This window comes from Marinobacter sp. M5B, from assembly GCF_042604615.1.
In the GTDB taxonomy this organism is placed as follows: Bacteria; Pseudomonadota; Gammaproteobacteria; order Pseudomonadales; family Oleiphilaceae; genus Marinobacter; species Marinobacter salarius.
The window spans coordinates 3,999,053-4,017,892 of record NZ_CP156894.1; the positions used below are offsets into that span (position 1 = coordinate 3,999,053).

An 18,840-nucleotide genomic window follows, 5' to 3' on the forward strand; every position below is an offset into this window, starting at 1 on the left:
CCACAACCGGCGCCCTTTACCCCGAAAAGGGCCCGGAACTGATTCAGGGGCAGCCGTAATGCAACACAACTGGTCAAAGTACCTGCGATGGATTATCACGCTCCTGATAGCCTGCACGGCTGTCGGGCTTTTCTTTGGCCAGCCTCTCTATGGGCTGACGGCAGGGCTGCTGGCTTACCTGTGGTGGACTCTCGCTCAGGCCAAACGTCTGTACCAATGGCTCGGCAATCCCAGTGGCGGTGACGAAGCCCCTCAGAGTGTTGGTCTCTGGGGCGACATTTTCGACGGCCTCCACAGACTTCACCAGAACCACCTGCGCACCCAGGACAAACTTCGCGCCCAGATCAATCGGGTTCAGGAGTCCACCAATGCCATGCGGGATGGTGTGATCATGACCGACTCGCGGGGCGCCATGGAGTGGTGGAACGGCTCAGCGGAGCACCTGCTGGGCTTTCGTCGCAGTTCGGACCGCGGGCAGTTTATTCACAACCTGATCCGCAACCCCGCGTTCAAGGCCTACTTCGACTCCCGTGACTACCGGGAACCATTGGAACTGAACTCACCCGCAAAACCGCACATTCACCTGCAAATCCAGATCAGCCTGTTTGGCGACGACGACCGCCTGATTGTGGCCAAGGACGTGACCCGCCTGTACCAGCTTGAACAGATGCGACAGGACTTCGTTGGCAACGTTTCGCACGAAATGAGAACACCCCTGACGGTAATCAGCGGCTATCTGGAAACCCTGGTGGACAACGCCGACGACCTGCCGCCCAAGTGGCGGCGCGCCATCAACACCATGGCGCAGCAGTCCTCGCGTATGGAAGCGCTGATTACCGACCTGATATTGCTGTCCAGAATTGAAACCGGCGAACAGACCATCAACGACGCGGTCACGGATTTACAGGCCATGATCCAGCAGATCTGCCACGACGCCAAGGCCCTCAGCGGCGATCAGGGCCATGAATTCAACGTCAGCATTGGCGATCGCCACCTGCTAAGGGGCGACGAAAGCCAACTGCGCAGCGCCTTCTCAAATTTGATTTTCAACGCAGTGAAGTACACACCCGCCGGCGGACTCATCACCATTATCTGGAAAACGGACCGCGACGGCGGGCATCTGTCGGTGAAAGATACCGGTATTGGTATCGACCCGGTTCATATCCCACGACTTACCGAGCGTTTCTATCGCGCCGACCCCAGCCGGCACAAGGAAACCGGTGGCACCGGCCTGGGGCTGGCGATCGTCAAGCACGTATTGCTCAACCACGACGGCAATCTGGAAATACGAAGCCGGATTGGCGACGGCAGCGAATTCACCTGCCACTTTCCCCGGGAACGGTTGGCGGAAAGGCTTCCTGAAACCGCGTCCTGACCGGGATGCCTTTCGGGGCTAACCGCCGCTGCGGAAGCGGGCGATAAAGCGGGACAGGTCTTCCAGCTTTTTCGGGTCTTCGTCCACAAATCGGATGGTCACACCCACGAAATCCGTGTCCTGGCGTTTGTCCACCGCCTGCAACTGGTGAACGTAACCATTGAGCCGTGCCACCTGCCCTTCGGCCACCTCGATATCGACCACAGCCTGATCAAGGATGCCCGGAAACTGCTGGTCCCGCTTGGCGATCACACGCACTTCCGTCAGAGTGATGTCCTTGATGACAGAGCGCAGAGTGCTGTCTGAAAAACGCACCGACGCCACGCTCATTGGCGGCCTGCCCGTCACGCCTGAGGCAGAAGGCGTGGACGACTTGCCGGCACGGGCTGGCGCCGGAGACGCAGCCTCCCGTTTCTGGGTCAGCAGGCTGGCAGACTCGCGAAATGCCTCCGCAGGCCCGCCCATGGACTTTCCGCCGCGGTCCATGGCGTCCTTGAGGCGACGCCCCATTACCTTGATGATCTTATTGCTCAGGCCCTCGGGGCTGAAGGGTTTCCCCAGGTACTCAGAGACGCCCCCCTTAACGGCTTCGACCACATGATCCTTGTCACCACGGCTGGTGATCATGATAAAGGGCGTTTTTTCATACTGTGGCTGTTGGCGCATCCACTGCAACAGCTCCAGACCCGACATCTCCGGCATTTCCCAGTCACAGAGAATGAGATCAAACGTTGTGCGCGACATCAGTGATTGCGCCCGGCGACCGTTCTGGGCATCCGTGGTGTCAATCACTGGAAAACGCTGACGCACCGTTCGCTTGACCAGATCCCTCACAAAGCTGGCGTCATCCACCACCAGCGCCTTCAGCGTTGCCATGATTCGGACCTTTTGTCTTTCAGAAAGTTGTCGTATCGTCCTGCAAACTATAGAACAAGCCGATGATGGGGAATAGCGGGACTACAAAAAGACGACACATCCGGGGCGGTATGAAACGCCAGGTTAAAGAATTGTCACCGGAATCCGGCAACAACGGTGTTTCAGGGCCACAAAAACAGGCTACCATGAGCCAGGAACATCCACCCCAGACCGAGGTTTAGCGTGCCGAGCATATTCACAGGGACATCAAAAGGCCAACGGACACTTCGACACCTTTCACTTACCGGATTGTTTGTCCTGAGCAGCGCGCCCGCAGCCGCCGACGCCGAACTGGCCAAGCGTTTCCCCCAGTGCATCGAACACCTGGAAAGTCAGGCCATTGAGGCCGGTGTGTCATCACAAACGGCGGGTGAAGTGCTGGCCGGCGCTGAATATCTTGAGCGCGTGATAGAACTCGACCGCCGCCAGCCCGAATTCACCACCACCTTCGCGGACTATCTCAATCGCCGGGTAAACTCCGATCGGGTAAGCCGCGGGCGGGAGCTGCTGGACCAACACGAGGAACTGCTTGACCGTGTCACCCGGAAAACCGGCGTGCCCGCCCCCTACCTTGTGGCTTTCTGGGGCCTGGAAACCAACTTCGGCGCCTATTTTGGCAAGATGTCGGTGCCCAGTTCTCTTGCCACCCTGGCGTGTGACGAACGGCGCAGTCAGTTCTTTACTGAACAGTTGATTGCAGCCCTGAGAATCATCGACGAGGGCGCGATACCCGCCGAGCAGATGGAGGGCTCCTGGGCCGGTGCCATGGGGCATGTGCAGTTCATGCCAACGGTCTTCCTGCGCCATGCGGTGGACGGCGACGGCGATGGTAAACGCGACCTGTGGAACAGCTTGCCGGACGCAATGATGTCAGCTGGCCACTTCCTGCAGGATCTCGGTTGGGACGGCGACTACCGCTGGGGGCGAGAGGTTCTTCTGCCCCAGGGGTTCGATTACAGCCTGGCGGACGGCCGCAGGCTGCCTCTGGAAAAATGGCGCGCCCTGGGCGTAACCGATGCCTTCGGCAACAACTTGGCGAACGAGCCCATCGAAGCCGCGCTGGTGGTTCCTGCAGGACACAGAGGGCCTGCGTTTCTGGCCTACAAGAATTTTAATGTGATCATGGGCTGGAACCGCTCTGAATTCTACGCTATCGCGGTTGGACATCTGGCGGACCGCATCGCCGGTGCCGGTAAGTTGCAGAACCCGCCCCCGGAGGACATGCCAGCGTTGTCACGGGACAATATCCTTACCCTTCAAAAAGCACTGAACGAACAGGGATTTGATACCGGGAAACCGGACGGTATCCTTGGCCCCAACACGCGCTCTGCCATTCGCGGCTACCAGTCAAAGAATGGCCTCGTTGCCGACGGCTATCCCGGCGACACGGTCCTCGATGCTTTGGAAGTGAAGCTGACGTCTGAAGCCTCTGGGAGTGATACCTGACCGCCATCTGCCGGCCACCTTGGGCGTGATCCGAAAACCGATTCCGCGCATAATACCTGCCGGACTCCACTGACAAGGTATCATCCCGATGGATTCGATCACCCAGGCGGCACTGGGCGCCTCACTGGCCGGTGCCGTTGCCGGAAAAACCCTGGGCCGCTCAGCCCTGCTGGTCGGTGCCGTTCTCGGCACCCTTCCCGATCTGGACGTCATCATTGATTACGGCACCGCTGTCGCCAACTTCACCCAGCACCGTGGATTCAGCCACTCGCTGTTCGTTCTGTTGCCGCTGTCCGTATTACTGGCCTTTGCATTCCATCGGTGGCGCCCCCATCTCGGATACCGGCGCTGGTTTGCGCTCACTGCGCTTGTGCTTATGACCCACCCTCTGCTCGATGCCTTTACCACCTACGGAACCCAGTTGTTCTGGCCCATAGGCCCACCGGTGGCCATCAGCAGCATTTTCATTATCGACCCGCTTTATACCCTACCGCTACTGGTCGGCATCATGGCGTTCCTGATCCGCGGTCCACAAACCAGCGCCATCATGGCCGGCCTGCTTCTTTCAACGCTTTATCTGGGCTGGAGTGCAACAGCGCAACAGATCATCCAGGAACGGGTTGGCCCCACGCTGGCCGAAGAAGGCCTGGAAAATGCCCCACGGCTGGTTCAGCCGATGCCTTTCAATACCGTACTGTGGCGAGTGACCGTTGTAGGTGAGGAAAAACGGGTGGAAATCGTGACCGGATTCCTGGATGGCAAGGGCCCCGTTACGGTGGAACACTTCCCCCGTGAACCTGACCTTGCAAACGCTGCCACGTCATTACCCGAAGGCCAGCGGCTGGCCTGGTTTACGCGTGGTTTCCTGCATTACGACAGGGAGGGCGATCAGCTCACGGCCACCGATATCCGCCTCGGTATTCCCGGGGCGCATCCCTTCACCTTCATACTCGCCAAATACGATGGAGACCGTCTTGAACCAAGGCCCAGTTCACGACTGGAACGTCCTGCAATTGGCGGGGAACTCCTAGGCGTGCTCTGGTCGCGAATGACGGGCTCCGCCGAGGTACTGTGCCTTGCCAGCCTGACACTGCCGCCGCCGGGAGAGGGGTGTACCTGAGCATGCGCCTGGATTATTTCGTTGCCAACGCGACCACCCTGTCGCGCCGCGATGCGAAAAAAACCATCAGCACAGGCCGAGTCCGGGTGGATGGGGAGATCTGTCGCAAACCAGCTTCCCCGGTGGCCAAAGACACCCGAGTTTCCCTCGACGACCAGCCGCTGTCACTGCCAGAAGAGCGGTACCTGATGCTGTACAAGCCTGCTGGAGTCATCAGTGCCACCACCGACAGCCAGCAGCCCACGGCGCTGGACCTGCTGCCCGCAGACGTCCGTCACGGGCTGCACATCGCCGGGAGGCTGGACGCCGACACCACCGGGCTCCTGCTGCTGACCACCGACGGCCAATGGTCACACCGCATCACATCGCCCCGGCTGAAATGCCATAAAACCTACCGCGTGACACTCGCCAAACCCATTGATGACTTCGCCATCACGCAACTGCAACAGGGTGTATTACTGCACGGTGAGTCGCGGCCGACCAGGCCGGCCGATGTCCATTTACTCAATGCCGGGGAAATTGATCTGACGTTGTCGGAAGGGCGCTACCACCAGGTCAAACGAATGCTGGCGGCGGTGGGCAACCATGTGACGGGGTTACACCGATGGCGCGTCGGCCCCCTCATACTAGACGACTCACTGGCGCCGGGAGATTACCGCGAACTGACCGCTGAGGAAGTGACCAGCGTGGGCTGATCAGGTGCGTTCGAAACGTTGGGCTTTCAGGTTCTTACGTACGGAACCAGCCTCGAACACCTCGCCGTTCATGGCAATATACACGCCATGAGGTAGTAGCTGGACTGCGGCCCATGCGTAGCCGATATTGAACACCGCGTCGCTCCGGCGCATCCGTGCCGGCTGCATGGCGCCAAACAACACAATGGTTTTCCCTTTCACCGACAGCAGCGCTCTGGCGGTTTCCGGCATGGTATCGGTACCGTGGGTGATCAGTATGCGCTCGGCGTTACACTGGCTGACGGCGGTTCTGATGATCTCCCGGTCGCCGTCCGTGATTTCCAGGCTGTCCTTGCGCAGCAACCCGTTCAGGGTATAGCCGTCATGGATGTTGGACTCCGCCAACAGCTCGGCAATCAGGCTATCGCCAATCTCAAACTCGCTGTTGGCATCGAAATACACCTTGTCGATGGTGCCGCCGGTGGTGAATATCTCAATCATACGCTGCGTTCCCGATTCGCCAGAGGTCAGTTCACACTCACGGATGTGCCGTCCGAAGCGGCGTAAGCTGCGTTCTTTTTCCGCTCATACGCACGCGCGGCCGCAGCAACACTGCCGCCGGCGCCGGTGGTCAGCCATCGCTTGATCCTGCCCGCATCCCCCATCGGTGAACGGGTACCCAGTGAGTCAAGCAGCACCGTTACCAGCGGCTTGCCATCCAGTTCAAACAGCATCACCAGGCAACGGCCGGCTTCGGACAGATAGCCCGTTTTACTGATCCCCACGCCCCAGCTTTCACGATGAACCAGGACATTGGTATTCCCGAACGCCAGCCGGTATCTGGGTTGACGGAACTGGGCGGTGAAATAGCGTGTGGTGGAATACTCCCGTATCTGCGGGTATTGGCTGGCTGCCCTGACCAGGCGAACCAGATCCGCCGCGGTGGAGCGATTGTCAACCGACAACCCGGTGGGATCCACGAAGGTTGTTTTCAGCATTCCCAGCTCAACGGCCTTGGCATTCATCGCTTCAACAAAGGCGTCGTACCCACCAGGATGGTGTCTTGCCAGGGTATGGGCCGCAAAATTTTCCGACGACATCAGCGCAATACGCAGTACATCAGAGCGTCTGAGCTCGGAGCTCACACGAATGCGGGTATAGGCATTCGCCGGTGCGGGAATATGGCGTTCCCGGAAATCCAGCCATTCGGTCAGGGGCTCGCCGGACTCCATCACTACCAGCGCGGTCATCAATTTGGTGATGGAAGCGATGGGCACCCGCCGATCCGCATTCTTGCCGTACACCAGTCCCTCATCGTCGGCATAGGCCACGGCTGCATTAACAGACGCCAGTTGCAGCTCGGACCTCTCGATCGCCATCGCCCGGGAAACGTTGAGCGAACACAGGACTGTCAGTGCCAGGACAATGGCCGTTCGGATCATTGGTCAAACCTTGTTATGTGTCATTACGGTGTCAGCTTCCCACTATACCAGCCAAATTGCCCGCTGGCTCCGGGATGGCCAGGGTAAAAGCGCTAACGGAATCGGCAGCAGAATTCATTCAAGCGTTTAAAACATGAAATGCAAAACCGTATAAAATCGCGTAAAATTACATTAAAATCATATTGTTACATAATATTTCACAAAGTAACCACAGTGTAACAAGCCCTCCGGGAAACGAGCAGGATAATCAAGCGAATGGATTCAACCGGGCCCCAAACGACGCAAGAGATCGCCAGTACGCCCCTGCCCTTTGATTCGGCCAATGGTTTCTATCACTGGCTACCCCTGATCGTGTTGCTCTTTGCCATTGCTTACGGATGGCTGCTTGCGTCACAGACTCCTCAGGCACTGGGCAGCGTCCGCTGGTTAGCGGGCCTGGAAACGGGTCTGCCTCAGGACCTGATGGCATTGGTTCGGCAGGTATTTATCGGCGGCATTCTGGCCTTTGCACTGCTGTTCAACCTGGCGGTTGTGTTTATGCTACGGCGGCCCGGCCTTGCGTGGCTCAGCGTGTTCATGGCCGGTGTCCTGCACTGCCAATTGGTTCTGGAACAGTTTGGCCTTTGGTTTATCTGGCCCGACCAGCCGCAGTACAACGCACTGCTGCACATCAGTCTGCCGCTGTGCCTGATCGCACTGTGTGAATTCACGCCACACTTCCTGCCGCTGGGCCATCGTTCCCGGCGAATCATTCACGTCATCAGTCTGCTGGCATTCCTTCATCTACTGGCAACGCCGATGAGCATACCGGGCGTTGGCGAAGCGTCTTTCCTCGTCCTGGCCCTCGCTGGTGGCGGGTTTATCCTGCTGGTGGTTCTGAGCCAGGTTCGTCAGCATGTCCATGCACGCTATTATGGGCTTGCCATCCTCACCATACTGGTCGGGACCGTGATTTCTTTCTTACATACAAAGGGTTGGGCGCCAAGCACCAGATTTGCAGAGTCCGCGTTCTTCCTTGGCGCTGCCGCAGGCTCGGTCATCCTGACCACCGGCGCCGCCAGCCTGCTCTCTTCCGCAGGGGGCGCACCAGCAAACAACAACCGGGGACTCTCTGTGTACGCCCCGGCCATAACCGAGCGGCAAAGCCAACAACAGCGGTTAATGCTGGAGGTGGAAAACAGCCTCGCCAGCAACAGTATGTGGCTGGAATACCAGCCCAAGGTGCGCATTCGAGACGCCAAAGTTCGCTCGGTGGAAGCCCTGATTCGCTGGCACCACCCAGAGTTCGGGTATGTATCACCAGACCGGTGGATTCCCCAGGCTGAAGAGGCAGGGGTTATTTACCCAGTGACGCTTTGGGTCATTGAACGGGCCTGCAGCGAATACCGCCACCTGACTGCCCGCTACGGCAACGAGCTGGCCGTTGCCGTCAACATTTCCGCCACGGACCTGACCCATGCCGGATTCGAGCAGGACATAACCGACATCATCACCCGTCACAAACTGGAGGCGAAAGACCTGATACTGGAGATTACGGAAACCGCGATGATGACCGATCCGGAGGCTTCTCGCCGTATGATTCACTCCCTGCACCGAAAAGGATTCCGAATTGCCATGGACGATTTCGGGACTGGCCATTCATCACTGGGCACGTTGGCAAGCTTTGAACTGGATGAGCTCAAGATAGATCGTAGTTTCCTGAAAGGCATCCTCGACCATCCGGCTCGCCAGCGGGTCTTCCGCGCGACCCTGGAACTGGGTGAAGCACTGGACCTGGACGTGGTGGTTGAAGGTGTTGAAGATGAGGCCGTGGTGCACTGGTTACAGCAGTTCCCGGACCTCCATGGGCAGGGCTTTTTCTGGGGCAGGCCTGAACCGGCCTGCCCCTGACACACTCACGGCTTGTCTGTCACTGCGCCTTCCGAAGCGGAACTCACGGTGCGCGCGTATTTGGCCAGCACCCCGCGGGTAAATCGGGGAGCCGGTGCGGTCCATGCCTGTCGGCGGCGCTCCATTTCCTGCTCCGAAACATCCAGCTCAATGCGATTGGCCACCGCATCAATGGTGATGGTGTCGCCAGTTTCCACCAGCGCAATCGGCCCACCTTCTGCGGCCTCCGGCGTAATATGACCAACCACGAAACCGTGGCTGCCACCGGAAAAACGCCCGTCGGTAATCAGCGCCACATCGCTGCCCAGCCCTTTACCCATGATGGCAGAAGTCGGCGTTAGCATCTCCCGCATGCCCGGCCCACCTTTGGGGCCTTCAAACCGGATCACCAGTACATCTCCGGCCACAACGGTGCCGTCCATGATCCGCTCCTGGGCCTCTTCCTCGGACTGGAACACCCGTGCACGGCCGGTGAAATGGGTACCCTCCTTACCAGTGATCTTGGCCACCGCGCCAGTAGGCGCCAGGTTGCCGTAAAGGATACGCAGATGGCTATCCGCCTTGATGGGGTCATCAAAGGCATGAATGATGTCCTGGCTTTCCGGGTACGGAGCTACGTCTTTCAGGTTGTCCGCCAGTGTCTGCCCGGTGACGGTCATGCAGTTGCCATGGAGCATGCCACGGTCGAGCAACATCTTCATCAACGGCTGGATACCGCCAATAGCCACCAGTTCCGACATCATGTAGTGACCGCTGGGGCGCAGATCTGCCAATACGGGAACCCGTTTGCCGATTTCCACGAAGTCGTCCAGCGTCAAGTCAACGCCAACGGTGCTGGCCATGGCAATCAGGTGCAGCACCGCATTGGTGGAGCCACCCAGGGCAATCACCACAGTGATGGCATTTTCGAACGCCTCACGGGTCATGATGTCCGACGGCTTCAGGTCTTTCTCCAGCAGGTTGAGCACCGCCGCGCCCGCCGCCCTGCAGTCTGCCGCCTTGGTCTCGGAAATAGCGTTCTGGGCCGAACTGCCCGGCAGGCTCATGCCCATGGCTTCGATTGCCGAGGCCATGGTGTTGGCGGTGTACATGCCGCCGCAGGAGCCTGGGCCCGGAATCGCGGTTTCCTCGATCTGTTTGACCTCGATCAGGTCCAGATCACCTCGGGCATGGGCACCTACCGCCTCGAATACAGAGATAATGTCGGTGTGATTCTCGCCGGGCATGATGGTGCCGCCATAGACAAATACCGACGGCCGGTTCAGCCGCGCCAGGCCCATCATGCAGCCGGGCATGTTCTTGTCGCAGCCGCCAATGGCAACCAGGCCATCAAAACCTTCACAACCAGCCACGGTTTCAATGGAGTCGGCAATGACTTCCCGCGACACCAGGGAATACTTCATACCCTCCGTGCCGTTGGCGATGCCGTCGGAGACGGTGATGGTATTGAACGTCAGGCTCTTGCCCCCGGCCTCGTCGGCACCCGCGGCCGATTCCTCCGCCAGTTGGTTGATGTGCATATTGCAGGGCGTCAGGTTGCTCCAGGTCGAGGCAATACCGATCTGGGGTTTGCGGAAATCTTCATCGGTAAACCCCACGGCCCGCAACATGGCGCGGCTTGCCGACTTGCCCAGGCCATCGACCACGGGCGCGGAATAACGGCGGCGTTTGTCTTCTGTCATTACTGTGCTCTCCTGAATGTCCGGTTGGCCCGGCCTTGTTTCTGTCATTAACAAAAGACTGTCAGAAACGCCCGACGACAGCAATACAACGCCCCAGGCAATACCTTACGCCCTTCTGCACAGAAACATCCGCAAACCTTTTCCAGTCGCTCACGGTTATCGGAAATAGCGATTTGCCTTGTTCAGGATCAGGGCTTACTATCACGCACCTTTTTGGTGCAAACAACTCAGGTTAACGGTAGAGCAATGGGACGCAGAAACGAACGACTGCGCTGGCAGTTGGCCAGTGGTCTGCTAAAGGTGTTTCATCTTGAACAGCTGACGAACCGATACAGTCGCCGGACTGTGATGGCGGGGTTTAGCCTGATCAACGGCACGCTGAGTATCGCGCTTGTTTCGTTTATCGCACTGGTCACACAGGAAGCTTTCATATTCCCGTCGCTGGGCGCGACGGCGTTTATACTGTTCCACGTTCCGCTCGCGGAACCGGCTTCTCCGCGTAATACCTTTTGCGGCCATCTCATCGGTGCATTGATGGGACTGTTCAGCCTTCATATTTTTGGGCTTCAGGATCAGGCCTCCGCATTTTTACACGGCGTCGATCTGTCAAGGGTCGGCGCTTCGGCTTTATCCCTCGGATTAACCGGCTGCCTGATGGTACTATTCCGTGTCGTGCATCCGCCGGCCGGAGCCACTGCGCTCATCGTTTCACTCGGCCTGATGCCTGATCCGGCACAATTGCCCGTCCTGATGGCTGGTGTTTGCCTGCTTCTGGCACACGCTTATTGTATGAACAGACTATCAGGCATTCCCTATCCGGTTTGGTCTGCAACGAAATCCACCCCATCGACTGGAGCTGTATCGAGTCCATGAGAATCATCATCCGCTATTTTTTCCGTACCCTTCGGCTGATCCTGACCCCCGTCATGCTGATCAGCGAGAAGTTGAGCACGCCCAAGAGCATCACACGCACGCCTGACGCACAGGCAAAGGTGGACAGTGCCTGCGAAGACCTCGCGCTTTACCAGTTCACGGCCTGCCCCTTCTGCATCAAGGTCCGCAAGGAAATCGCGCGCCTGGGCCTCAACATTGAAACGCGGGACGCACAGCATGACGGCGAACGCCGCTCAGAGCTGGAAGCCGGCGGCGGTCACGTCAAGGTGCCCTGCCTGCGAATCCGGCAGGATGACGGCAAGGATCAGTGGCTGTACGAATCCGACGACATCAGGCTATGGCTGCAACGGCAATTTGAACCCGCCGCCTGAATCATTCGACAGCGGGCATACAGATCCCGTCAACCGGGCGTTACCAGTGAACGGTTGCCCGGCCCCGGCAAGGTCTTCCGGGCAGCATTTCGATCACCGATAATCTCGTAGTTACGGTCTTTGACGGTGCTGACGAAGCGCCAGTCCGCCCTTGCCTCATCAGGGGTAAATGTCACCAGCATATAGCCCCGCTGGTTCACGTTCAGGTAGTCAAGATCGTCCACCAGGAGCTTTATAGCCGCCTCGGCATCGGGTATGGTCGCTTCCGGCAACTGGAGATAGTCTTCAAGACCGGGGGAAGAAACCCCCGGCGTGGCGAACTCGACACCCACCTGGTCACCATTGCCGGTTTTCAGGTTGCTTGCCCAGGCATTGTGGGTATCTCCGGCCAGTACCACGAGGTTCTTTTGTAGTTGCCTCGCCGTTTCCAGAATCACTTCCCGTTCCACGTAGTAGCCGTCCCAGGCATCCAGATTGTAGGGCAGTACGGTTTCGATTCGGGCGATTTCCTCGTCGGTCAACGAGGGATCTCCAGCCAGGTAGCGGCCCTTGAGGTTGGCCAGCTCCGCGAACAGGGGCAGCAACACAGACGGGTCAGGGTTGATGATGCCGGCCAGCAGCTCCGCAGGCAGCGTCATCCGCCCCATCAACACCTGCTGCCCTAGTACCTGCCAGGTGGCGGTCGAAGTTGCCAAGGCGTTCTCAAGCCAAAGCCGCTGCTCCGCACCCAGCATGGTGCGGTTCGGATCGCCTACATCTGCAGCAAACCGGGCTGCGTCAATGCCATCCTGGGTCAGATAATCCGTGTAGGCCAGTTGCTCGTCGCGGCCGATGATCCTTGTGTCCAGCATGTGCAGATCCACCAGGTCGCCAAAGCGGAAACTGCGGGAGATGGTCTCCTGGTCTCCGTCCGTGACCGGCCGGATCGGCATCCATTCAAAGTATGCCCGCAGTGCATCGAGCTTACGGTCACTGAAATCACCCTCATCGGCATTGTGGTTTTCAGCACCGTTCTGCCAGGTATCATTGGCCACTTCGTGGTCATCCCAGACAGTGATGAACGGCACCTTGCGGTGCAACTCCCTCAAATGATCATCGCCCCGGTAGATGGCGTAGCGGTGGCGGTAATCCTCCAGGGTGATGAGTTCGCGGTTGTTCGATGCGGGGAACGTACGGCCCATGGCTTCTGCCTGCCCAGCACCATAACTGTCCGGGCCACTGTCGTATTCGTAGAGATAATCCCCCAGATGCAGCACGGCATCCAGGTTGTCCAGGCCCGCGATTTCCCGATACACGTTGAAGTAGCCAGCGGGGTAATTGGAGCAGGACACCACGGCGAACCTCACCTGGCTCACCGTGCCCTCAGGAAGGGTCTGCGTCATACCGGTCGGGGAAGTGCTTCTGGCGGTGCGGAAACGATAGTAATAGCGCTGACCTGGCATCAGGCCCCGAACATCCACCTTGAAGGTGTAATCGTGCTGAGCCGCAGCGCGCGAGCGGCCGGAATGAGTCATGCCGCGGAAGTCAGCGTCAGTAGAGACTTCCCAGGCGATGTCCACGTCCCGACCGGAATCGTCGTCCGGCACGGCACGAGTCCATAGGATTACGCCATCCTGCAGGGGGTCGCCACTGGCAACGCCCTGGGAGAAGCGGATATCGCGTTTGTCGCTGCTGTCGAGTATGCATCCGGCCAGTCCTGTGGATACGGCAACAGCGCCCATGCCCATGGCGGATGCTTTCAGGAAGTCCCTGCGGCTCAATCGTTTCATACCTTTCCCTGCCCTGGTTTAGTGGTCAGGTAAAAGGTAGCGCCAAAGTGTAACGACAGGATGACGGATGGCGACATCCTGAATAGCAAATCACGACAGGCCGGGAAAAACCGCTACCCTTCGACGAAGACCGGCCCCAGGCCATAGTTCCAGAGGATGACGGAACCCACACGGGTTGACACCAGGATGACCAGCGCCACGGTCAACAAGGCACCGGCGTACATCACCGCCTGGTCCTTGGGAATGCCCATGACAATCGGCAGGCCATCGTACATCAGCCAGGCGCCATAACAGGCCGCCGCCAGGAAGACCAGGGCATTGAACCAGGGCACCGGATAGAGCAACGCAAAACCGGCGAGGAACAGCGGCGTACAGGAATAAGACGCCAACGCAATGCCATTGGAAGGAACGGCTTCTTCATGGGCGCCATATGTCCGAGCCATCCAGTTGATGGCGAACCCCAGGGCAAACACCCCCACCAGCATGGCCAGATAGGTCAGAACGCTTAGCTGTATCGCACTGACTTCCGTGAGCTTTATGACGCGCTCACCGCTCACCGTCCAACCGATGTGAGCCGTGGAAATGTAGGCACAGATCGGCGCTATCGCGCCAAGCAACAGCACATAGGCAACATAGAGCCGCCGGGGAGGTGCGTGTTCCTTGCGGATCTCGGCCCACTCGGCATCGGGATGGGTGAACAGACCAAATGCGTGATTCAGGAGCATGGCTTTACCCCCTTGAGGTAATTTTATTATTGGTTGAATGGATACGCCTCACGGGCCTGAAAAGATCAGGCCACGCTACCTTCAACTATAGACTAGAAACGCAAGTGTTAAAGCCATCTTGTCTTTTATTGCCAATCACTTCCGGACAAAACCTTACGCTTTTCTCGGGTCAGTAGCAGCGACAAGCGGCTGATCACGATGCTGGTCCCTGAAACCAAGCAGACTCTCAACACCGGTAAAATCCACCAGATCCCGGAAATCGATCCAATCCACCAGACAGTAGAGGCAAATGGCCGGGTAGCTCCACTGAGAAAACTGACCGTCGTCCACCATGGCCGCCAGGGTTCTGAACGTCATCATGATGCGTTCACGCTGGAGGTTGAAAAACATCAGGTCTTCGTTGGTATCGATGCCGGAGCGGGCCGAAAGCAGCAGGATCACCGCAGAATCGTTGGCAGCGTCAATCAGCGTCAGCTGGTTTTCCTGGTCCCAGGTCAACGGCACCATGCCCTGCTTTTCGCTGAGGTAGCGGGCAATTACCCGGGAATCGTACACCTCCTGATTGTCGTCGATCAGCATGGGAATCTTCAGCGCCGGGTTGTTGCGCCGGAGCTCATCCCTGCCCTGACCATAGATGTCGAGGTTCACGAATTCATAGTCACTATCGGCCAACAGCAGCCTGATACGGCGAACATAGGGGGACGTGGTGGAACCGATCAGTTTCATGGAATCTCCTTGTTTGAATGATGTTAATGTCAGAGCAGATCTCCAGGATCTGCAAACTCATAGCCGGTGGATTCCGCCACCTCGCGGAAAGTGACCTTGCCCTGGAACACGTTGAGGCCGTTGCGCAGATGGGGGTCGTCCTTCATCGCCCTTTCCGGTCCCTTGTTGGCCAGTGCGACGATAAACGGCAGTGTTACATTATTCAGCGCCAGAGTGGAGGTTCTTGCCACCGCGCCCGGCATATTGGCAACACAGTAGTGCACCACCCCGTCCACAACGTAGGTAGGCGCATCGTGCGTGGTGGGTTTCGAAGTTTCAGTACAACCGCCCTGATCAATAGCCACATCTACGATAACACTGCCTTCGGGCATGCGGCTGACCATATCACGGGTCACCAGTTTGGGTGCGGACGCTCCGGGAATCAGCACACCGCCAATGACCAGGTCCGACTCGATCACCGCTTCCTCCAGCGTCGCGGCGGTTGAGAACAGCGTGCTGATGCGGTTGCCATAGAGATGGTCGAGATTTCTCAATACGTCCATATTGCGGTCGAGGACCGTTACATGGGCCCCCAGGCCAATGGCCATGGCCACTGCATTCTGACCCACCACACCACCGCCAATCACGGTTACCCTCGCAGGGCTCACACCCGGCACACCGCCCAGCAGCACACCTCGACCGCCGAGGGATTTTTCCAGGCAGTGGGCACCAGCCTGAATCGACATCCGCCCCGCCACTTCCGACATAGGGGCCAGTAGCGGCAGTCGCCCCTGGTTGTCAGTGACCGTTTCATAGGCAATACAGGTTGCCCCTGAGGCCACGAGGTCATCGGTCTGGGCCTGGTCCGGCGCAAGGTGCAGGTAGGTAAAGAGGGTCTGGCCGGACTTCAGCAAGGCTCGTTCTTCCGCCTGGGGCTCCTTGACCTTGACGATCATGTCGGCCGCCTCAAACACAGCGGTTCCGCTGCCGAGAATCTCGGCCCCGGCCCTCATATAATCGTCGTCCGTGAAGCCAATGGCAGCACCCGCATTCGTCTCAACGCAAACATTGTGGCCGTGGCCACACAGCTCATGGACCGCCGCCGGTGTCATTCCCACCCGGTACTCGTGATTCTTGATCTCCTTCGGTACGCCTATCTTCATGCCTGACCCCTTGAATCCGTCGGGTAAACGATGTTTCATCCCGTAAAGTGTAGTAAAAAGGTATGACACCGGCAGTAGCAATTGAATGCATCGGTTTAATGGGCCTCGGCGTAAAACCCGGAGCAATCCACGCAATCGACCCAAACGGAGAAGGAACCCATGAACAGACACAGGCACGCCCTGGCGGCAGCGCCGCTCTCACTCGCAGTAGCCCTTACCCTGGCAAGCGGACAGGTGACAGCCGACATGCAGACAGAAACCGTGGAATACACCGTAAACGGCAAAACGTTTACCGGTTACATGGCGTACGACGATGAAGCCGAAGGCAAGCGCCCCGGTGTTCTGGTGGTTCACGAATGGTGGGGGCACAATGAGTTTGCCCGTGAGCAGGCGGAAAAGCTGGCAGCCGCCGGCTACACGGCGTTTGCGCTGGATATGTATGGCTCCGGCAAGCTCGCCGAACATCCCGAAGACGCGCAGGCCTTTATGAAGGAGGCGACCAAAGATATTGATCAGGTCAAGGCTCGCTTCATGGCTGCCAAGGAGCTACTCGCACAGCACGACAGTGTCGACGGCAGCAAGATTGCCGCCCAGGGTTATTGCTTTGGCGGTGCAGTGGTACTGAACATGGCGCGCCTGGGTGTGGATCTGGACGCCGTCGTCAGCTATCACGGCGCGCTGGGCAGCCCCATCAAAGCCGAAGCCGGCAAGGTTCAGCCCCGGATTCACGTCTACACCGGCGGTGCGGACAAGATGGTGCCATCGGATCAGGTGTCCAGCCTGGTGAAAGAAATGCAGGATGCCGGAGCGGATCTGACTCTGGTCAGCTTTCCCGGCGTCATGCACTCGTTCACCAACCCGGGAGCGGATAAGGTCGCCGAGGAGTTCAATATGCCCATCGCCTATGACGAGCAAGCCGCGAAACGTTCGTGGGAGGGCACTCTGAGGCTCTACGAAGACGTTTTTAGCGACTGATCGTTGCCCTTCAGAGGGCACCTTCTATGGTGCCCTTCACTTCTTCCTGAACTTCCCTCACCTCACGTCCGGCGATGGCTACCGGCGGATGAACAATAATCTCGATCAAACCTGGCGAGAATACCGCGGTTCCCTTGGGGAGTCGGTCATGGGAGCCCCGGATCGTCACCGGTAGAATGGGCAGCTCGCCGTCGCGGGCAATGACAAACCCGCCTTTCTTGAAGGGCAGCAGCTTGCCATCCCAGGATCGGGTGCCTTCCGGAAACATCAGGATGCCAGTGCCCTCGGGCAACTGGGCGACGCCCCGCTTGATGCTCTCCAGCGCATCACTGCCTTTTGACCGGTCAATGAAAAGGTTACGGGACGTCTCCAGCGCAAGACCGAATAGGGGCACCTTGCGTAGCTCTTTCTTGATCACCCAGCGGTATTGCAGTCCCAATGCCAACACCAGCGCCGGCGGATCAAAATAGGACGCGTGATTACTGAGGATAACGTAGCGCTGAGCCGGATCGATGTACTCGCGTCCGCTGACTTTCAGGCGGATTCCGGTGAGTCTGAGCATGCACCAGGCGTATACCTGGGTGCCGTGAAAGGCAGCGTTGCCGCTACGGCCGGCAAGAGCGGCGGCGACAATCGGCAAGAACAGGATCAGCGTGAGCAGTGCAGCCCAAAACAGGATCCAGACAGCTTTGAGGGTGTTCAGCATAGCAGGCCCTGAGCAAACAATGGTTAGGCGATCGCCCGGCGGCAGGGAATAAAAGATGTCATATTCGGGTGGGAATCACAAAATCCACCCACAAAAAAAGGCAGCCGAGGCTGCCTTTCTGGCGGTGCCCTACTATCCGTTAGATAGCAGTAACGTTTTCCGCCTGAGGACCTTTCTGGCCCTGGGTAACGGTGAACTCAACCTGCTGGCCTTCTGCCAGGGTCTTGAAGCCGCTGCCCTGAATTGCGCTGTAGTGAACGAATACGTCCGGGCCGCCTTCACGAGTGATAAAGCCAAAGCCTTTTGCTTCGTTGAAGAACTTAACAGTGCCGGTAGTAGTAGACATACTTAAACTTCCTGAAATCAATCATTTTATCTTGCCGCCAGGCCATCGTCGTGATGCCTGATCAGCGTTTACGGAAATACAGAATTCGCGGAATCAAAAACAGGACGGTCACTACTAACTGCGGAGGTACGTCTTATTCATGAAAGCTTTACTGAATCTTTCCTTCGTAAATAACTCTACTCTTTGTTTTTAGGATTGCCAAGCGTATTTTTAATTTATTGCGTACGTAGTGTTACCCATCATCCCCGAACCAGTCCGAAGGTGTAAATTCCCAGTGCTGTCATGAGGATAGAGCCAACAACATGGGCGAGAATTCCAGCCAGGGCCATGCTCCATTTGCCTTCCTGGATGGCGGAAAGCATTTCCAGTGAGAAGGTGGAGAAGGTGGTCAGGGCGCCGCAAAGACCAGTAATGGCAAACAGGCGCCACTCCGGCGCCAACGAGGTGCCATGTACGAAATAACCAATAAACAGGCCGATGAGCCAGCCGCCGGAGAGGTTGGCTACGAGGGTGCCGTAGGGAATGGCGTGGTAGCTGCTGTTGAGCCAAAGGCCCAAGGCCCATCTCAGGTTTGCGCCGATAACGGCTCCGGCGCTTACGGCCAGGATTGATAGCCACATTCCCAACTTACCTCTTGGTTTG

The 18,840-nt window shown here is 58.1% G+C and carries 19 protein-coding genes; 8 read left to right on the forward strand and 11 right to left on the reverse strand.

Features of this window, described 5'->3' with window-relative positions:
- The first annotated feature begins 58 nt into the window (after window positions 1–58).
- A complete protein-coding gene (gene phoR, locus AAGD24_RS18175) occupies window positions 59–1,375 on the forward strand; it encodes a phosphate regulon sensor histidine kinase PhoR (protein WP_007154984.1) in 1,317 nt (438 codons plus the stop codon).
- An 18-nt stretch (window positions 1,376–1,393) separates the two neighbouring features.
- On the opposite strand, the gene AAGD24_RS18180 is transcribed toward phoR, so the two are convergent.
- The gene (locus AAGD24_RS18180; protein ID WP_007154983.1) at window positions 1,394–2,251 is read right to left on the reverse strand and encodes a response regulator; all 858 of its coding nucleotides are present in this window, start codon (window positions 2,249–2,251) and stop codon (window positions 1,394–1,396) included.
- A 288-nt stretch (window positions 2,252–2,539) separates the two neighbouring features.
- Here AAGD24_RS18180 and AAGD24_RS18185 point away from each other — a divergent pair, with 288 nt between their 5' ends.
- The 3 genes from AAGD24_RS18185 to AAGD24_RS18195 all read left to right on the forward strand — a co-directional run bounded on the left by AAGD24_RS18185 (window position 2,540) and on the right by AAGD24_RS18195 (window position 5,551).
- Complete coding sequence (locus tag AAGD24_RS18185; RefSeq protein ID WP_007154982.1) at window positions 2,540–3,736, forward strand: lytic murein transglycosylase; 1,197 nt, start codon at window positions 2,540–2,542, stop codon at window positions 3,734–3,736.
- 88 nt (window positions 3,737–3,824) lie between these two features.
- Complete coding sequence (locus AAGD24_RS18190; protein WP_379865826.1) at window positions 3,825–4,856, forward strand: metal-dependent hydrolase; 1,032 nt, start codon at window positions 3,825–3,827, stop codon at window positions 4,854–4,856.
- Between the two features lie 2 nt (window positions 4,857–4,858).
- Window positions 4,859–5,551 carry a pseudouridine synthase gene (locus AAGD24_RS18195; protein WP_379865828.1) on the forward strand — a complete coding sequence of 231 codons (693 nt, stop codon included), beginning with the start codon at window positions 4,859–4,861 and terminating at the stop codon, window positions 5,549–5,551.
- Here the strand turns inward: AAGD24_RS18195 and AAGD24_RS18200 are convergent, their stop codons facing one another.
- Window positions 5,552–6,031, reverse strand: coding sequence for an asparaginase domain-containing protein (locus AAGD24_RS18200; RefSeq protein ID WP_379865830.1), 480 nt, complete (start codon window positions 6,029–6,031; stop codon window positions 5,552–5,554).
- 26 nt (window positions 6,032–6,057) lie between these two features.
- Window positions 6,058–6,972 carry a D-alanyl-D-alanine endopeptidase gene (pbpG, locus tag AAGD24_RS18205; protein ID WP_379865831.1) on the reverse strand — a complete coding sequence of 305 codons (915 nt, stop codon included), beginning with the start codon at window positions 6,970–6,972 and terminating at the stop codon, window positions 6,058–6,060.
- Between the two features lie 255 nt (window positions 6,973–7,227).
- On the opposite strand from pbpG, the gene AAGD24_RS18210 reads away from it, so the two are divergent.
- On the forward strand, window positions 7,228–8,862 hold the full coding sequence (locus AAGD24_RS18210; protein WP_379865833.1) for an EAL domain-containing protein: 1,635 nt from the start codon (window positions 7,228–7,230) through the stop codon (window positions 8,860–8,862).
- A 5-nt stretch (window positions 8,863–8,867) separates the two neighbouring features.
- On the opposite strand, the gene ilvD is transcribed toward AAGD24_RS18210, so the two are convergent.
- On the reverse strand, window positions 8,868–10,544 hold the full coding sequence (gene ilvD / locus AAGD24_RS18215) for a dihydroxy-acid dehydratase (protein ID WP_379865835.1): 1,677 nt from the start codon (window positions 10,542–10,544) through the stop codon (window positions 8,868–8,870).
- Between the two features lie 246 nt (window positions 10,545–10,790).
- Between ilvD and AAGD24_RS18220 the strand changes: the two genes are divergently transcribed.
- Window positions 10,791–11,417 carry an HPP family protein gene (locus tag AAGD24_RS18220; RefSeq protein WP_379865837.1) on the forward strand — a complete coding sequence of 209 codons (627 nt, stop codon included), beginning with the start codon at window positions 10,791–10,793 and terminating at the stop codon, window positions 11,415–11,417.
- Window positions 11,414–11,809 carry a glutaredoxin family protein gene (locus AAGD24_RS18225; protein ID WP_379865839.1) on the forward strand — a complete coding sequence of 132 codons (396 nt, stop codon included), beginning with the start codon at window positions 11,414–11,416 and terminating at the stop codon, window positions 11,807–11,809. The genes AAGD24_RS18220 and AAGD24_RS18225 overlap by 4 nt, the downstream gene beginning before the upstream one ends.
- A gap of 29 nt (window positions 11,810–11,838) precedes the next feature.
- Here the strand turns inward: AAGD24_RS18225 and AAGD24_RS18230 are convergent, their stop codons facing one another.
- The 4 genes from AAGD24_RS18230 to ald form a co-directional block, all read right to left on the reverse strand.
- Window positions 11,839–13,578 carry an alkaline phosphatase D family protein gene (locus tag AAGD24_RS18230; RefSeq protein ID WP_379865841.1) on the reverse strand — a complete coding sequence of 580 codons (1,740 nt, stop codon included), beginning with the start codon at window positions 13,576–13,578 and terminating at the stop codon, window positions 11,839–11,841.
- Between the two features lie 113 nt (window positions 13,579–13,691).
- The gene (locus AAGD24_RS18235; RefSeq protein ID WP_007154972.1) at window positions 13,692–14,303 is read right to left on the reverse strand and encodes a Yip1 family protein; all 612 of its coding nucleotides are present in this window, start codon (window positions 14,301–14,303) and stop codon (window positions 13,692–13,694) included.
- A 153-nt stretch (window positions 14,304–14,456) separates the two neighbouring features.
- A complete protein-coding gene (locus tag AAGD24_RS18240; RefSeq protein ID WP_007154971.1) occupies window positions 14,457–15,029 on the reverse strand; it encodes a glutathione S-transferase family protein in 573 nt (190 codons plus the stop codon).
- Between the two features lie 29 nt (window positions 15,030–15,058).
- On the reverse strand, window positions 15,059–16,171 hold the full coding sequence (gene ald, locus AAGD24_RS18245; RefSeq protein WP_379865843.1) for an alanine dehydrogenase: 1,113 nt from the start codon (window positions 16,169–16,171) through the stop codon (window positions 15,059–15,061).
- A gap of 159 nt (window positions 16,172–16,330) precedes the next feature.
- Here ald and AAGD24_RS18250 point away from each other — a divergent pair, with 159 nt between their 5' ends.
- Window positions 16,331–17,146: a dienelactone hydrolase family protein gene (locus tag AAGD24_RS18250; protein ID WP_007154969.1), complete on the forward strand. Its 816-nt coding sequence runs from the start codon at window positions 16,331–16,333 to the stop codon at window positions 17,144–17,146.
- Between the two features lie 10 nt (window positions 17,147–17,156).
- On the opposite strand, the gene AAGD24_RS18255 is transcribed toward AAGD24_RS18250, so the two are convergent.
- From AAGD24_RS18255 to crcB, 3 genes are all read right to left on the reverse strand, one after another.
- Window positions 17,157–17,852: a lysophospholipid acyltransferase family protein gene (locus AAGD24_RS18255; RefSeq protein ID WP_379865845.1), complete on the reverse strand. Its 696-nt coding sequence runs from the start codon at window positions 17,850–17,852 to the stop codon at window positions 17,157–17,159.
- 139 nt (window positions 17,853–17,991) lie between these two features.
- Entirely contained in the window at window positions 17,992–18,198 is a 207-nt protein-coding gene (locus tag AAGD24_RS18260) for a cold-shock protein (protein ID WP_007154967.1), read from the reverse strand.
- A 239-nt stretch (window positions 18,199–18,437) separates the two neighbouring features.
- Window positions 18,438–18,818 (reverse strand): fluoride efflux transporter CrcB, encoded by a 381-nt coding sequence (gene crcB, locus AAGD24_RS18265; protein WP_007154966.1) that lies wholly within the window; start codon window positions 18,816–18,818, stop codon window positions 18,438–18,440.
- Window positions 18,819–18,840: the final 22 nt, after the last annotated feature.

Bases quoted from the DNA above. Each gene is read 5' to 3' on its own strand.
- phoR (WP_007154984.1), top strand. From the start codon at position 59: ATGCAACACAACTGGTCAAAGTACCTGCGATGGATTATCACGCTCCTG.
- AAGD24_RS18180 (WP_007154983.1), bottom strand. From the start codon at position 2,251: ATGGCAACGCTGAAGGCGCTGGTGGTGGATGACGCCAGCTTTGTGAGG.
- AAGD24_RS18190 (WP_379865826.1), top strand. From the start codon at position 3,825: ATGGATTCGATCACCCAGGCGGCACTGGGCGCCTCACTGGCCGGTGCC.
- AAGD24_RS18195 (WP_379865828.1), top strand. From the start codon at position 4,859: ATGCGCCTGGATTATTTCGTTGCCAACGCGACCACCCTGTCGCGCCGC.
- AAGD24_RS18200 (WP_379865830.1), bottom strand. From the start codon at position 6,031: ATGATTGAGATATTCACCACCGGCGGCACCATCGACAAGGTGTATTTC.
- pbpG (WP_379865831.1), bottom strand. From the start codon at position 6,972: ATGATCCGAACGGCCATTGTCCTGGCACTGACAGTCCTGTGTTCGCTC.
- AAGD24_RS18210 (WP_379865833.1), top strand. From the start codon at position 7,228: ATGGATTCAACCGGGCCCCAAACGACGCAAGAGATCGCCAGTACGCCC.
- ilvD (WP_379865835.1), bottom strand. From the start codon at position 10,544: ATGACAGAAGACAAACGCCGCCGTTATTCCGCGCCCGTGGTCGATGGC.
- AAGD24_RS18220 (WP_379865837.1), top strand. From the start codon at position 10,791: ATGGGACGCAGAAACGAACGACTGCGCTGGCAGTTGGCCAGTGGTCTG.
- AAGD24_RS18225 (WP_379865839.1), top strand. From the start codon at position 11,414: ATGAGAATCATCATCCGCTATTTTTTCCGTACCCTTCGGCTGATCCTG.
- AAGD24_RS18230 (WP_379865841.1), bottom strand. From the start codon at position 13,578: ATGAAACGATTGAGCCGCAGGGACTTCCTGAAAGCATCCGCCATGGGC.
- AAGD24_RS18235 (WP_007154972.1), bottom strand. From the start codon at position 14,303: ATGCTCCTGAATCACGCATTTGGTCTGTTCACCCATCCCGATGCCGAG.
- AAGD24_RS18240 (WP_007154971.1), bottom strand. From the start codon at position 15,029: ATGAAACTGATCGGTTCCACCACGTCCCCCTATGTTCGCCGTATCAGG.
- ald (WP_379865843.1), bottom strand. From the start codon at position 16,171: ATGAAGATAGGCGTACCGAAGGAGATCAAGAATCACGAGTACCGGGTG.
- AAGD24_RS18250 (WP_007154969.1), top strand. From the start codon at position 16,331: ATGAACAGACACAGGCACGCCCTGGCGGCAGCGCCGCTCTCACTCGCA.
- AAGD24_RS18255 (WP_379865845.1), bottom strand. From the start codon at position 17,852: ATGCTGAACACCCTCAAAGCTGTCTGGATCCTGTTTTGGGCTGCACTG.
- AAGD24_RS18260 (WP_007154967.1), bottom strand. From the start codon at position 18,198: ATGTCTACTACTACCGGCACTGTTAAGTTCTTCAACGAAGCAAAAGGC.
- crcB (WP_007154966.1), bottom strand. From the start codon at position 18,818: ATGTGGCTATCAATCCTGGCCGTAAGCGCCGGAGCCGTTATCGGCGCA.